Genomic DNA, 15713 nt, shown 5'->3' on the forward strand with positions numbered 1-15713 from the left:
CTGTTCCCCTGCTCCCCTGCTCCCCCGCTCCCTTCAGGCGCTGCTTCTAAAATCAGATGAGAATTAGTACCACCAAAGCTAAAGCCACTCACACCAGCCAAAAGGCGATCGCTAGGCCAAGGTTGACATTCCCCAGGAATAAAAAACGGTGTTCCATCTAAACCCAGATGGGGATTTAACTCTTGCAAGTGGAGATGGGGGGGAATTTTCTTGTGTTGTAGCGATAACACCACCTTAATTAAACCTGCTACCCCGGCTGCTGGTTCTAAATGACCAATATTTGTTTTCACCGAGCCAATTCCACAGCGTTGTTCAGTGGAACGCCCCGACATCAATACTGCTTTTAACGCTCTAATCTCAATTGGATCTCCTAGAGGAGTACCAGTTCCGTGGGCTTCTATATAGCTAATCTCTGCGGGTGCGACACCAGCATTTTTTAAGGCTTGGCGAATCACTGCCTGTTGAGCCAAGCCATTCGGTGCTGTAATCCCGTTACTGAGTCCATCGTGATTAACTGCCGAACCTTTAATTACTGCTAAGATGCGGTCTTGATCCTGAATGGCATCACTAAGGCGCTTGAGAATCGTAATACCGCAACCCTCACCCCGGACGTATCCATTGGCACTAGCATCAAAGGTTTTACATCGACCATCAGGAGCCATCATCCGGGCTTGGGAGAAGGTAATTGTCATATCTGGCGATAGCATCAGGCTGACACCGCCAGTAATTGCTAAGTTGGACTCCCCACTTTGCAAACTTTGGCAAGCAGAGTGAATTGCTACCAAGGATGAGGAACAAGCTGTTTCGATAGCCATACTTGGCCCATGCAAATCCAGCAGATAAGATAAGCGATTGGCGGCGATGCTCAGAGTCAGACCAGTGCCATTATGAATATTGATGTTGGCTAAATCACTACATAAAAATCTGCCGTAGTCGTAGTTGCCAATGCCAATAAAAACACCAGTTTGGCTACCCGCGAGACTTTCTGGTGCGATCGCTCCATCTTCTAAAGCCTCCCAAGCTACTTCCAAAACCAGTCTGTGCTGGGGATCTATGCGTTCGGCTTCACGGGGAGAAATCCCGAAAAAATTGGGGTCGAATCGATCTACCCGATCTAAGAAACCGCCCCAGCGAGTGTTCATTTTCCCTGGAGTAGCCGGATCGGGATCGTAAAAAGCCTCAACATCCCATCGGTCTTTTGGCACTTGAGCGATCGCATCGATGCCGTTATGCAAAAGCTTCCAGAATGATTCAGGATTATTAGCATGAGGAAAACGGCAACCGATGCCTATAATCGCTATGGGTTCCACTTTTGACCTTTTTTTGTGTATATCACAACATCATTTTTTCGGTACTTACAGAAGTTTACGCCAAAACTTGCATTTCCTCTGCTATGTGCTGGGCTAAAGCCTCAATAGTCGGGTATTCATATACTAGAGTCGGAGCAAGTTTATATCCCACCGCAGCTTCTAGATCGCCAATTAGAACAGTTCCTTCTGCTGAGGATAAACCATAACGTTGGAAGGGAATCTTGACTTCTATTTCATCTGGTTGCATTTCCAACAGTTCAGACAGATAAGAGATTAACCAACTTTCAATATCCGCTGCTTTTAATACTCCCTTGTTTACTGTACTAGTATTGCTTCTACTGCTGACATCTTTGGTATTTTTTCGTGGCAAACTCCTTACTAATTGGCTATACCGCTTCATTGCGTCTGTAGTATTCATGCCTTGATATCGATTCCACGCTTGCCATTGAATATATTTACGTGGATGTAAAATTGGATTTGGTTCTTCTTCTTGACAATCTCCTTCCACGACCTGTTTTTCCAAACCGTAAATTTCTAGTTGTAGTTTGTCTTCTGGGATATTTACATGACCAAACCGCACCAAATTAGACATGAGTTGAAATTCTACTTCCGTCTCATCTAAATCATGCTCATCTCTAACTACGTTATATCTATAATCATCACGTCCCGAAACTAAAATACAAAAATGCCTTTTGATGTTGTGTGCATTTTCATCAATAAAATCCCCTTGCCAGCGATAGGGATAAACCTGGGTACTTGGACGCACATAACGGCCAATAATCGCCAAGCGACGGCGATTTGAGTGATTGGGTAGGGAACAGTGCATTGTACTTTCAGTAAAGACGATCGCTTGACCTGCCTTGACTGGCACTGATTCTACTTCCCAGTCATTTTCATCAAATTCATAAGATAAGGAGTATTGTTGCTCTTTTTGCCAAACTGTTTTATGGGCACTAATGCCAGCAAACACACCTTCAGATGCCGGAACACTCCCTTTTAATATTTTAAATATTTGCTGATGCGATCCATTGGCAAAACGCATACAACCATTTTCCAGGTCGGCATCTTCCAATGCCACCCATACTGTTAAATTTAAAGGGTCTTCATCTTGAGAATAAACTAAAGTTTTCTTCGCAAAATCGATGTCACTTGATGTATAAAACTCTTTCGCTTGATGCCATTTAATTTCCCCTTGTCCAGGCATTTTACAAAAGACATTAGTATACCAAAGTAATAAGTTTTCTCCAGCGATTTGGTTTAAGCGCTGAATTAGTTGCGGATGTTTAAATAGTTCTGCTATTGGTTGGTAAAACAGATAATGGTCGCGGGGCGTTTCTAAGTTAAGAACGTTATTATAAAATGTGATAATTTTCTGTCCGTCTGCTTCTTTGATAATGCGGCTATTAGTTTCTAAACATTCCTTAACGGCGGCAATTTCTGCTGGTGCAAAGATATCGACTGGGCCGACCCATCCTTTTTGTTGGAAATGTTTAACTTGATCTTGATTTAACATATTATCTCTATCTTTAGATGGTTGCTGTTAATTTCGGGGATTTTTATGATGTTAATAAATTCAGTGTGTTATTCAAAAATTTTTGACGGCAAGCCTGACGCTGAATCTTGCCACTAGAAGTTTTAGGAACGGTTCCCGTTTTTATTAATAAAACAGTATGAGTTCGGATCTCATGTTCCGCTGCCACTGCCTGACGAATGTTACCGATGACCTCATTAACATCTAGCCGTCCCAGATAACTCCGCTCTACTTCTTGAACTACAACTAACTGTTCCTCACCTTTAAATTCCACTGCAAAGGCTGCCCCACAACTGGGTCGCAATGCGGGATGACTATTCTCAATGGTTAATTCAATATCTTGAGGATAATGGTTGCGTCCTTGAATAACGATCGTATCTTTCAGCCGCCCTGTAACGAATAACTCGCCATCCTTAATAAATCCTAAGTCGCCTGTACGGAGAAACGTCCTAGAATCACTATCTTTTAGGGTTGCTTGAAAGGTTTTTTGTGTCTCTTGGGGGTTTTTCCAGTAGCCTTGAGCAACAGTAGAACCTGATACCCAAATTTCCCCGACTTGTGAATCTTGGCATGGAGTAAAGGATTCAGGATGAACGATCGCAATTTGTGTATCAATCTCGCTACGTCCACATCCTACCAATGTTTGCACATTTTGTTGATTCGATCTAACTTCTATCACCCGATTTTCTGCTAGTGCATCTGCATCAACTTGCAAGAATACAGGTGGATCTTGTTGACGCACTGCCGCCACTTTTAGGGTGGCTTCTGCCAAACCATAACCGGGACAGAAGGCTGTTAAATTAAATCCACAGGGTTTAAAGGTTTCGGCGAACCGTTGTAGGACATCTGCCCTCACAGGTTCGGCACCATTTAAAGCCATTTGCCAGCTACTCAAATCCAAGGTAGCCTTTTGTGCTGCGGTGGTTTTCCGCACGCATAGATCGTAGGCAAAATTCGGTGCGCCGCTATGACTAGCTTTGTAAGTCGAAATCGCCTGTAGCCATCGTATGGGTTTATGCAAAAAGGATACAGGAGGCATCATGTAGCAAGAACAACCTTTATATAAGGGTTCGATGACTCCATAAATTAGCCCCATATCATGAAAAGTGGGTAGCCAAGTGACAATAATACTGTCTACTGTGTGGTTCCATCCCCGATCGAGGTCGGTACAGTTGGATAGTAGATTGCCGTGGCTGACCATCACTCCCTTGGGAGTGCCTGTAGAGCCGGAGGTGTACTGGAGAAGGGCTAGGGTATGGCTATTGACAATAGGTTTCTGCCATGCATCTGCTAAATCTGCATCAATGTCATCGGTGGCTAACCAACGCAACTGGGCTAACTCTGGGTATTCTACCAACCAATGCTGACTATTGGCTAAGACAGATGTGGTTGTTAGGGCAAAGGTTGCTTCTGCATCTTTGGCCATCGCCAACAGCCTATACTTTGACTGATTGGCACGGAGGGGATAGGCGGGAATAGCTACAACTCCAGCCAACAAACATCCAAAAAAAGCGGCAATGAATTCTAAACCTGGTGGATACAGTAGTAAGGCTTGTTGACCTATGGCATTAAAACTCTGAAGTTTGGCTGCGATCGCCTGTGCTAATCGCTCCAATTCTTGATAACTTAGAGTATGCGCTGCAATTTCTCCATCCTGAAGAAAAGTGTAAGCTTTTTTATCAGGCTGTGATCGCGCTCTTTCACTCAAAGCATCTACTAAGGTAGAAAATTTCATGCCGTTATTGCCCTCTTAATTCCCTAACTCCAGTAGAAAAGTTTTTCACGCTCCTTGGAGAAGGCAAGAAATCCGCCTACGGTAATCCGACGGCGAGAACCTTCAACCGCAGAAACACGATGCAAAATTCTCCCTGCATCAAAGACCACTAGAGAACCAGCTTCTGGACTGAGGAACATTTGGTCGTAGTCTTCCATAACTGAGGCAATCAGTTGACCGTTCACTAAACCATTTTTCCTTGTTCCCCCATGTTCCTTATCGGGCCATTCTGTCTCTGACCACTCTAAATCATAGAGAACTAACTCTCCCCCAGCATTAGCAGCACTCAGCACTACAAAATAGCTGAGATGATCGTCGGGTTCAACTATACTTTCTAAGTGGCGATACCCTGGTGTGCAATGCAGAAATTGATTTTCAAAATGCCAGCCCATCTCCTGGCCAGTTTTTAAAACTCGAATTGTCGTTGGAGTATAGGCGTAGCCGTCAGGGGTAACAGGAAGTTCAACGGGCCGACCACCAGACATTGCACCGAGAACTTCTGTTAGCCGCGTCTCGAAATCAGCTCCTCCACTGAAGAGTTGACGGCAATATTTCCGAAAATCAACCGCTTCTTCACAATATTGAGTAATATCGGCATCGCATACATATAATGCTGGGCCGTAAATCAGAACATCCCCAAAGGGCGAACCAGGAAATGGGTCTTTGCGCGTTAGCCGACTGACGACTCTGGAGATATCTTCTTGAGAGAGAAAATTCTTGACGATCAAACCATGAACCTGGCGATCGCAAATATCTATAATTCCTTCTGGATAGTTACCAATTTCACTAACATCCAGTTCAACAAAATTATATAAGGACTTGGCTACAGGTGACTTAATCATGATTTCGCCAAAAACAAATTTTTACAAACTCTGCTAATTGTTATTTTTCTCAAAAAGCCTTGTAATGGATACATCTCAGACTATCCTGTTTTTTGAAGACCTGAGATGTATCAAATTTTAAATCAGAGATTGAAAAAGATTTCGCACTCAGATTTTAGCTGGCATTAACTGCACTTCCAAAATGACAAGAGGTGCTACAATAAGTATCCGCCAAACTAGCTATGGTAGGGTTGATCTCATACTGGACTTTCAGAGACTCGATATACGTACTCACATCTGCTTCTGAAACATCAAAGCCCTTAGATTTAGCTACTTTAGAAAGCTCTTGCGCTACTTTTGCAATTTTTTCTTCTGGAGATCCCTGAAGATTAGTTAAAGCTTTTTGCAATTCTGCACCTACTCCTGATGAGTCGCTAGCTGGATTGTTATTTTCTGTCGTAATATTTTTCACGAAGTCAGTAAATTGTGCTACAGACATATTGTTTCTCCTTCTAATCTTGTCCTCTGTTTTTAAGAAACACATATTAAAACCCTCATTCTCTAAGAATTTGAAGGTTTATATTTAAATGTGTTTCTTTCATAATTATTGCGGTAGCGAAAAAACTTACCTGTTAGAGGTTCTTAAGAAACACACACATTTTATAAACCTTATTCAGTCAGGATCTGAGGTTTGAAATTTCAATGTATTTCTTTCATTTTTTGTTAGCGCATAGGAGCGCTAGTCAAAGGCTCATATCTGGTGCCATTGTCTGATTGCAAGCTTTAAAATTGCATTCTTTGTTGGTAGGCATTACTGGTTGTTCGCTTAAATCCTGAATTTATAAGCTGTAGACATTGCCCAGTTTCAGGTTGTCGAAAATAGCACCATATTTGACCTCTATCCAAATTGAGAGAAATTTTCCAGAGAAATCTGCTTACCAGAAATTGAGATGTTTGGGATTTTGTAAATAAAGGGTAAAGCAGATCAGCCTTTAGTGTAAAACCTTTTGCACTTAGTAGCTATTCGCTTTCCGTCAGATAATTACTTAAATTTATTTCGTAGTCAGGCTTTCAGCTCTGAGTTGGGAATTTCAAAAGCGGTAAAGTCTTGACTACGCAACTCTGTCATCGTATAACAGGAAGGGAGTAAGTGCAATAGCCGATACAAAATTTAATTATATTGACCATCTAGTCACCATATGTTAAAATTACTTGACCATATACCACTTGAACGCTAAGTTGTATAATGTTTTTGGCATTTTCACGTATAAACACTGTATATTTGCAATGTCAAAACTAAATAAATTTAGTTATCTTAGGAGACCTAAGACCTAACCTTAATAGGTTTACAACCATTTGGGGTTAGAACGAATCGCACGCGCCCTGTTTCCAGCTTCGCCTTCCAGAAATCGAGTCTGGTTAGCGTGGACAGATAAGGAGTCACACCAGAGTCGGGTGGGCAGGGTTTTCACCTGCATCTGTCTAAGAGTTCAACTTTCTCTATTTCTAGATTTAGTTGGTGGGGTTATTTACGGATTGATTACCGTGATTCACCCACATCGAATCGCACGCCCTCTGCCTTTCCCGATAAAAAAGATTTACATCAAGATATGTTAGTGTTTGACTAAGTTGTATAAACCCTAAATTCTTGGTTTAAAATTTATGGATACCATCACCATAGCCAGTTGTAACTGAATATTAAATTACCGTTCCCGCTAGCTTGATTTTGTGGTATTGCTAAAAGCAAGGTAACAAAAAAAATTTAGGAGTTTTGGAAATTTCTGCGATGACATACGTTAAAAATGATTTATGGCTCACGGTTACAGCTGATTTATTAGCTAACTATCCAGACGCAGTTAATCGGATATACAAAGGTGAAATTGATGGAATGCTGATTAAGCAGGTCTTCACCAAAGAAGAAATGCTCAAGGCTAAGGATCAACTGGAAAACATTAAAAGTCGGAAAAGTGTAGGTTATGGCGAATCATTTGGTGTTGTTCTACCTGCCAAAGAAAATGAACCAACTAAATATTTCCAAGATGTAAAGACATATAGAAACGATCTGAAAAATATTTTTGAAGGTGCTTATGAACAAAGAATTGAAGGATTACTAAGTAAGGTGTCAGGAGGGAGAACAGTAGAGATAGCCTCAGAAAATAATCAAACTTATGCCCCGGCTCAAATTAGATTTGTCGAGCTAAATAAAGGTGGGATTATTATTCATAAGGGTAGTCAATTTCTCCAACATCCGTCCTTTGCTCATTTAACAAAAATTGCTAGATTACAAGAACATCTGAGTTATTTTCTGATCGTCGATAAGCCGGAAGAAGGTGGAGAATTAATAATTTACGATCTGCCGCCAGAAGAAGCGAAAAAGGATTTTGATACTTTAGTTAAAGATTCCGCTTTTGAAAAATGCGACAAAAAATATGTCAGCCCAGACATTGGTGATATGATTCTTTTCCACGGTGGTACAATATGGCATAAGGTAGCGGAGGCCAGGGGAAGCAAAAATCGTATTAGTATCGGTGGATTTGTTGCTATATCAACAGACGATCAAAAAATATTCTATTGGAGTTAATCAAATTATAGCCAAGAATTATCGTAGAATTTATTCTTAATTCTGGCTCCTGAATTCTGTTTTGATAAAGGTTCTAGCTCCGACAGCCATTTTTCCTTTGTGAATAATTTTGTCCCACCAAAATTATTGAGAAATAAGGGTTTTATTGTATGCGATCGCATTTAGTTAATGATATGTAAAATGGCTCATCACAAATTTAAAATCATCGATGGAGGCAAAATGAATAAAAATGCTACTCAACCAGAATTAGCAATCAAAAACTGGCTCATTTTAGAAGCTGAATTAGCCAGTAATTATCCTGATAGTGTTAATCAAATTTATCAAGGTGAAATCGATGGAATGCTCCTCAAAGGAGTCTTTTCGCAAGCAGAAATGTTAGAAGTAAAACAGAGACTAGATAACGCCAGTGACGAGCTAGAAACTGTTAGATACGGTACAACCCTTGGCTGTGTTTTAATGGCAGCAGGTAGTGATAAAAAAAGATATTTTAAAGGTGCAGACAATTTCAGGAACAAGTTAAAGACACTTTTTAATACCAGTTTTGAAGAGAGATTAGAAGCAATTTTAACTGAAATTTCTGGAGGCAGAAAGGTCGAGGTAGCTAGAGAGAATGATCAGTGGGTTTATACTCCGGCTACCGTGAGATTTGTCTACCCAAATCTAGGTGGAATGGTTCCACATAAAAACAATGATTTTCTGGAAAATTCCTACTACGATCACTTGAACCAAATTGCCAAAATGGTAGATGCTCTCAGCTATTTTATCATCATTGATAAGCCAGAAGCAGGTGGAGATTTAGTACTTTACGATTTACCTCCAGAAGAGTCGATGACTCTCACCAAAGATTTAGATTTAGAAAAATGTCCCAAAAGATATATTACCCCTGATATCGGAGACATGATTGTTTTTCACGGTGGTAATATAGTGCATCAAATTACTGATGTAACAGGGCAAAAAGTTAGAATTACGATTGGTGGCTTCTTAGCAATGTCTAAAGACGATCAAAAAATCCTCTATTGGAGTTAAATAGTTTTGCTGTGACTCGATAGAGGTGTAGGTAGGCAAGAAGAGGAAATGATTGAGTTTTTTCGACTTTCAACTCAGCAAAAGCATCTGTGGTTGTTGCAGCAAGCTGATTCCAGCTTGCCTTATCGGACTCAATGTGCTGTTTTCATGGAGGGAATTATCAATATCGAGACTCTCGAAATTGCCTTAAATACTGTCATTAATCGACATGAGATTTTACGTACCCAATTCAAAAGTTCACCAGGAGAGATTATTCCCTTTCAAGTCATAACCGACAGTAACCTACCAGCAATTTATCAGCATGACTTGGCTGCTTTAACTGCATCAGAACAGGAAGCTGAAATCGCAGCAATTTGGCAAAAGATGAGCCAATTGGATTTCGATTTTGCACAAGCTCCAATTTTGAATGTATCTTTGATAATTTTGTCGCCTCAAAAGCATTTATTACTTCTTTGTTTACCGTCTCTGTGTGCAGATAGTGTAACACTGAAAAACTTGGTGCATGAAATTAGCTGTAACTATGGAGGATTGGCAAGAGAACAGTTTCAGCAAGAACCAATGCAATATGCTGATTATTCAGAATGGCAACATGAATTACTCATAGCAGAAGATACCAAAAAAGGGCGAGAATATTGGGATAAACAAGATATTTCTGCTGTTTTTAATTTCAAACTTCCAGGAGAAAATCAGTCAGCTAAATCTAGAGAATTTCAACCAGAATCAATTGCAATCACTATTGGGTCGCATACAGTTGCAAAGCTAAAAAACCTGATACGGCAGTATGATATTTCAATATCTGTATTTCTGCAAACTATCTGGCACATCCATCTGTGGCGATTGACAGGAGAATCAAATCTGATTGTTAGTGTAGCATACGATGGTCGTGAATATGAGGAATTACAGGCATCGTTAGGATTGTTCGCTAGATATTTACCAATTCATGCTCATTTAGCAGCGAACTTGCAATTTTTGGAAGTTTTAAAGCAGATTCATGAATCTACACGCAAACAAATCAAATGGCAGGATTATTTTAGTTGGAATGAGATAAATTTATCTTGGTTTCCAGTCAGCTACAATTTTGCAGAAGAGACAGAGCAGTTTTTTGCAGATAATCTGGTTATATATATAGATAAGCAATTGAGCTATATTGATAAATTTAAATTAAATTTATCATGCTGTTTAAACAAAAATCAAGAGATAATCGCAGAATTTTACTATGATTCAAACTTATTTCGAGCAGAGGATATAAAACGTTGGGCAAAACAATTTCAGATGTTGTTAGCAAGTGCTATTGAGAATCCGTTAACTTTAATCAGTAAGTTAGAAATTCTCAGTGAAGTAGAGCGACAACAACTGTTGTTATGGTGCAACAATACAGAAACTAATTATTCAAAATCTCAGTGCATACATCAACTGTTTGAAAAACAGGCAGATAGTACACCAGCTAATGTTGCCGTTGTGTTTGAGAACCAGCAATTGACTTATGCTCAACTCAATGCTCGTGCTAATCAGCTGGCACGTTATTTACAGGATTGGGGTGTGGGGCCAGAAGTTTTGGTGGCAATTTGTCTGGAGCGATCGCACTTGATAATCATTGCCCTGCTGGCTATCCTGAAAGCAGGTGGTGCTTACGTACCGCTCGATCCTCAACTGCCAAAAGAACGCCAAGCCTTGATTTTAGAAGATACCCAGGCAAGAGTGGTCTTGACTCAAGAATTCTCACTCTGGAATCTTCCTGAACATAGGGCGCGTGTGGTTTCTCTAGATGCAAATTGGCATATCATCGCCCAAAAAAGCAATGAAAACTTGTTCAGCAAAGCCACTCCAGAAAATTTAATCTATGTACTCTACACCTCTGGCTCTACAGGAAAGCCCAAGGGAGTTGCCGTTGAGCATCAGCAAATGTGCAACTATCTTTATAGTATACTTGCTCAACTAAATCTGCCTACTAGTGCTAGTTTTAGCTTAGTTTCTAGCTTCGCTGCAGATTTAGGTAATACAGTTATCTTCCCTGCCTTGTGTACAGGCGGCTGTCTCCATGTAATTTCTCAAGAGCGAGCCTCTGATGCAGATAAGCTGGCTGATTACTATTACAATCATGGCGGTATCGACTGTCTCAAAATTGTTCCCAGCCATCTGCAAGCTTTACTAAATTCCTGCCGACACCCCGCCCAAATCTTACCCCGCCATCGGTTAGTTTTGGGCGGTGAAGCCTTGAGTTGGCAATTAGTTGAGAAGGTGCAAGCGTTAGCCCCTGACTGTAAGATTCTCAATCACTACGGGCCTACAGAAGCTACCGTAGGAGTGCTTACTTATCAGGTGGAAAACGGTCAAAGCGATTATGATTCAGTGAATGTTCCCCTTGGACAACCCTTGGCAAACACGCAAATCTTGCTTTTAGATGAGCATTTGCAACCCGTTCCCATCGGTATCTCTGGAGAACTATACATCAGTGGTGCGAATTTAGCGCGGGGCTATTTCAACCGCCCAGATTTGACCAAGGAAAAATTTATACCAAATCCCTTTGACGATAGCGCAGCGTTAGCGAGTCCGCGAGCGTCGGCAGGAGGCGATCGCCTATATAAAACTGGAGATTTAGCACGTTACCTTAGTGATGGTAACATTGAGTTCCTCGGTCGAATTGACCATCAGGTGAAGATTCGCGGCTTCCGCATCGAGTTGGGAGAGCTTGAGGCAGCATTCCGACAACACCCAGCAGTACGAGAAACTGTAGCGATCGCCCTGGATGATGAGCGGGGTGAAAAGCGGCTAGTTGCCTATATCGTCCCCCACCGCACAGATGTCTCTAGCAGTGAACTACGCAACTTTTTGCAGGAAAAACTGCCCGACTACATGATGCCTTCTGTTTTCGTGAGGCTAGACGCTTTACCATTGCTGCTTAACGGTAAGTTGGATCGTCGCTCCCTCCCAGCACCAGATTGGACACGCCCCGAACTAGAAGCAGCCTTTATCGCACCTCGGACTCCAGAAGAACAAATATTAGCAGATATCTGGGCGGAAGTTTTGGGTGTCGAACAAGTGGGAGTGCAAGATAACTTCTTTGAGTTGGGTGGAGATTCTATCCTCAGCATTCAGATTGTCGCCAGAGCCAAGGAAGCGGGGCTTTGTCTGACCCCCATGCAGCTATTTCACCATCAAACGATCGCCCAGTTAGCAGCCTTAGCGACGAAAACGCCTAAGCCAACACAGAGTTTGGTAACTGGTGAAGTGCCCCTGGTTCGTCACCGCCTCTCTTTTGGTGGAAGCTACACCCCTTCTGATTTTCCCCAAGCGAAGTTGAACCAAGAACAGCTGGATCTACTGGGCGCTAAATTTGCTATTGAAGATATTTACTGCCTATCACCTCTGCAACAAGGCCTACTGTTTCATAGCTTGTACGATCCAAAATCAAGAGTGTACTTCCAGCAAAAGATTTTGACCTTCCAAGGAAAATTGAATGCTACCGCTTTCCGGCAAGCATGGCAACAGTTAGTAAATCGCCACCCCAGCTTGCGAACCATCTTCCTTTGGGAAGACTTGGCAGAACCGATACAAGTAGTGCTACAGCAGCTAGAATTGCCTTGGCAGCAGCAAGACTGGCGCTACATGTCTTCAACTGAGCAAGAAGAACAATTGCAAACTTATCTTCAAGCAGATTCACAGCAGGTTTTTTCCCTGAGTGAAGGCCCCTTGATGCGATTGGCACTTATCCAAACTGCTACAGATATTCATCAATTCATCTGGAGCCACCACCATATAATACTGGATGGTTGGTCTACTTCTGCGATCGTCACAGAGGTCTTCAAGTTCTATAAAGCATTTTGTGACGGTTATAAATTATACCTTAAAAATAGCCGTCTTTACCGAGACTATATCGCCTGGTTGCAACAGCAAGACTGGTCTGGAGAAGAAAGTTTCTGGCGAAAGGCTCTCAGGGGACTACGCGCTCCAACTAAGTTAGGTGTCGGTTGGGTGTCGGGCAATTTATCTGACCAGGATTGGGGATGGGGATATGCTCAGGAGGAAACCACACTCTCAGCCGGTGTTACCTCGTCCCTACAGTCCTTTGCTAGGAAGCATCATTTAACGCTCAACACCATCATTCAGGGAGTTTGGGCTTTGCTTTTAAGCCGATACAGCGGTGAGGAAGACGTGGTTTTCGGCGTGACTGTCTCTGGTCGTCCAGCAGATTTGCCAGGAGTTGAGGCGATCGTTGGACTATTAATCAATACCCGACCGATGCGAGTACAAGTTTCTGGTCATATTTCCGTTTTATCCTGGTTCCAGCGGTTGCAACAGCAACAAGTAGAACTGCTTCAGTATCAGTATAGTTCTCTAGTGCAGATTCAAGAGTGGAGCCAGATACCCAGAGGAACGCCTTTGTTCGATAGTTTTGTCTCCTTTCAAAATCACCCATTGAATCTTTCCTTGATAGAGGAAAACAGTGGTCTAAAAATTATCAATGTACGTTCCTTTTTTGAAACCAACTATCCTTTAAGTGTAACGGTAGAACCCGGTTATCAACTGTTAATCAGAATTGAATATTTATCCAATAAATTTGATATCGCCACTATTCGCCGAATATTAGAACAGTTTGGGACTGTGCTGAAAAATATTCCAGTCAATTTAGCCCAACCTCTATCGCATATTTCTTTAACTACTGAAATGACTACAGTAGAAAGTCAGGAACTAGTTAATAGTTTCAATGCTGACCTAGAATAAAAGTATTTAAGGAAAATATTATGTGCGGTATTTGTGGATATTTTGATATTTCAAAAGAGCGTAGTCCAGAAATGAAAGTTCTGGAAAATATGGCTGACACATTAATTTATCGAGGACCAGATTCATCGGGATATTTGATTAAAGAAAATTTAGGTTTAGGCTTTCGGAGGTTAAGTTTAATTGATTTAGCAGGCGGTAATCAACCTCTATATAACGAGGATAAAACAATAGTCTTGATATGTAATGGAGAAATATTTAATTATCTAGAAATGAAGAAGGAACTAATTAAAAAAGGTCATAAATTCCGCACCAATACAGATGTAGAAGTTTTGATTCACCTCTATGAAGAATATGGGCTAGATTTTTTAAATCAACTCAATGGTCAATTTGCCTTGGCTCTTTACGACTATCAAGAACAACAATTAATTTTAGCTAGAGATCAAATGGGTATTTGTCCGCTTTTTTATACAATTGTGGATAAATTTTTGATTTTCGGCTCAGAAATCAAAGCAATCTTAGCACATCCGTTAGTTAGGCGTGAGGTTGACCTGGTTGGTTTAGATCAAATCCTCACATTTCCCGGATTAGTAAGTCCGAGAACTATGTTTAAAAATATCAATAGTTTAAAAAGTGGTCATTATGTTCTGATTAAAGATTGTCAGGTAAAAGTTACAGAATATTGGGATTTATATTATCCACAGTTGAATGAAACTGCTTATAGTCAACCAGAAAGCTATTACACAGAGAAATTACAAGAGCTTTTGATCCAATCAGTGAAATATCGGTTACACGCTGATGTCCCGGTGGGAGTGTACGTTAGTGGCGGCTTAGATTCTTCATTAATTGCAGCAATAGTCAATAAAATACGTCCTAATCGTGATGTACATTCTTTCTCTATTGGCTTTACAGATAAAGAAATATGTGAGTCAAAACATCGAGATATTTTGCTGAAACAACTTAATTTTATCCATCATGATATTTGGTTTGATTGGCATCAAATCAGTGATGGCTTAGTGAAAGCTATTTATCATTCTGAATGCCCGATCAAAGAAACTTATAATACAGCTTCTTTAGCTCTTTCTGGCTGTGCTAATAGTAACCATATTAAAGCTATTTTAACAGGTGAAGGTGCTGATGAATTATTTGCAGGTTATGTCGGCTATCGTTTTGAACAATTACGAAATAGCAACCTTTCTGGTAATCAAAAAGATTATAGTTTGGAATCTGTATTAGAGGATGAGTTGAGACTTAAGGTCTGGGGAGATGAAAATATTTTTTATGAAAGAGATTTATACTCTTACCGAGAAACCAAATTAGCCTTGTATTCATCAGAATTGAACGATCAATTTAGCGAATTTGACTGTCTTAAGTTTGAATTAGTTAACCCTGATAAGCTACGAAATAGACATTTTATTCATCAAAGGTCTTATCTTGATTTTAAATTAAGGTTATCAGACCATTTGGTTTCCGATCATGGCGATCGCATGGCTTTAGCTAATTCGGTTGAAGCTCGTTATCCTTTCTTGGATATTAATATAGTTGAATTTACTAAAGAAATACCTCCTAACTTAAAACTCAATGGTTTAAAAGAAAAATATATTCTTAAACAAATAGCAAAAGGCTTTCTTCCCCAACAAATTGTTGAACGAGAAAAATTTGCTTTTCATGCACCAGGAAGCCCTCATTTATTAAAACAAGATATTGAATATATCAATGACATATTGTCAAGCGGTTTGCTTAAAAAACAAGGCTATTTCAACCCAATCACTATCGATAACCTTAAAAACCAATATCTGCAAGATGGCTTTCACCTCAATCTTCCTTTTGATATGGACTTGTTAATTATCCCCCTGACTTTTGGGATATTTTTACAGGAATTCAAAATGCCTGATATTAACTAATTCACCAATACCACTAACATAATTAAGTTTGTTTAAAGCAAAAGCGA

General features: G+C 40.6%; 9 protein-coding genes. 4 read left to right on the top strand and 5 right to left on the bottom strand.

What is annotated here, in order from left to right:
* From Q0541_RS10830 to Q0541_RS10850, 5 genes are all read right to left on the bottom strand, one after another.
* Window positions 1-1310 (bottom strand): type I polyketide synthase (locus tag Q0541_RS10830; protein WP_298909498.1); only part of this gene is annotated, 1310 nt, incomplete at its 3' end.
* A 55-nt stretch (window positions 1311-1365) separates the two neighbouring features.
* The gene (locus tag Q0541_RS10835; protein ID WP_298909500.1) at window positions 1366-2823 is read right to left on the bottom strand and encodes an acyl-CoA-binding protein; all 1458 of its coding nucleotides are present in this window, start codon (window positions 2821-2823) and stop codon (window positions 1366-1368) included.
* 43 nt (window positions 2824-2866) lie between these two features.
* A complete protein-coding gene (locus Q0541_RS10840) occupies window positions 2867-4576 on the bottom strand; it encodes a fatty acyl-AMP ligase (protein WP_298909503.1) in 1710 nt (569 codons plus the stop codon).
* A gap of 23 nt (window positions 4577-4599) precedes the next feature.
* Window positions 4600-5457 (bottom strand): 2OG-Fe(II) oxygenase, encoded by an 858-nt coding sequence (locus Q0541_RS10845; protein ID WP_298909506.1) that lies wholly within the window; start codon window positions 5455-5457, stop codon window positions 4600-4602.
* 154 nt (window positions 5458-5611) lie between these two features.
* Entirely contained in the window at window positions 5612-5935 is a 324-nt protein-coding gene (locus Q0541_RS10850) for a hypothetical protein (RefSeq protein WP_298909508.1), read from the bottom strand.
* 1287 nt (window positions 5936-7222) lie between these two features.
* Between Q0541_RS10850 and Q0541_RS10855 the strand changes: the two genes are divergently transcribed.
* The 4 genes from Q0541_RS10855 (at window position 7223) to asnB (ending at window position 15666) form a co-directional block, all read left to right on the top strand.
* The gene (locus tag Q0541_RS10855; RefSeq protein WP_298909511.1) at window positions 7223-8017 is read left to right on the top strand and encodes a 2OG-Fe(II) oxygenase; all 795 of its coding nucleotides are present in this window, start codon (window positions 7223-7225) and stop codon (window positions 8015-8017) included.
* A 219-nt stretch (window positions 8018-8236) separates the two neighbouring features.
* A complete protein-coding gene (locus tag Q0541_RS10860; RefSeq protein WP_298909513.1) occupies window positions 8237-9043 on the top strand; it encodes a 2OG-Fe(II) oxygenase in 807 nt (268 codons plus the stop codon).
* 48 nt (window positions 9044-9091) lie between these two features.
* On the top strand, window positions 9092-13765 hold the full coding sequence (locus Q0541_RS10865; RefSeq protein ID WP_298909516.1) for a non-ribosomal peptide synthetase: 4674 nt from the start codon (window positions 9092-9094) through the stop codon (window positions 13763-13765).
* 20 nt (window positions 13766-13785) lie between these two features.
* Window positions 13786-15666, top strand: coding sequence for an asparagine synthase (glutamine-hydrolyzing) (asnB, locus tag Q0541_RS10870; protein ID WP_298909519.1), 1881 nt, complete (start codon window positions 13786-13788; stop codon window positions 15664-15666).
* The last annotated feature ends 47 nt before the right edge of the window (window positions 15667-15713 follow it).

Source organism: uncultured Nostoc sp. (assembly GCF_937863485.1).
Classification (GTDB): Bacteria; Cyanobacteriota; Cyanobacteriia; order Cyanobacteriales; family Nostocaceae; genus Nostoc.

Excerpts from the sequence above, each read along its gene's own strand:
- Q0541_RS10835 (WP_298909500.1), bottom strand. The coding sequence starts at position 2,823 with ATGTTAAATCAAGATCAAGTTAAACATTTCCAACAAAAAGGATGGGTC.
- Q0541_RS10840 (WP_298909503.1), bottom strand. The coding sequence starts at position 4,576 with ATGAAATTTTCTACCTTAGTAGATGCTTTGAGTGAAAGAGCGCGATCA.
- Q0541_RS10845 (WP_298909506.1), bottom strand. The coding sequence starts at position 5,457 with ATGATTAAGTCACCTGTAGCCAAGTCCTTATATAATTTTGTTGAACTG.
- Q0541_RS10850 (WP_298909508.1), bottom strand. The coding sequence starts at position 5,935 with ATGTCTGTAGCACAATTTACTGACTTCGTGAAAAATATTACGACAGAA.
- Q0541_RS10855 (WP_298909511.1), top strand. The coding sequence starts at position 7,223 with ATGACATACGTTAAAAATGATTTATGGCTCACGGTTACAGCTGATTTA.
- Q0541_RS10860 (WP_298909513.1), top strand. The coding sequence starts at position 8,237 with ATGAATAAAAATGCTACTCAACCAGAATTAGCAATCAAAAACTGGCTC.
- Q0541_RS10865 (WP_298909516.1), top strand. The coding sequence starts at position 9,092 with ATGATTGAGTTTTTTCGACTTTCAACTCAGCAAAAGCATCTGTGGTTG.
- asnB (WP_298909519.1), top strand. The coding sequence starts at position 13,786 with ATGTGCGGTATTTGTGGATATTTTGATATTTCAAAAGAGCGTAGTCCA.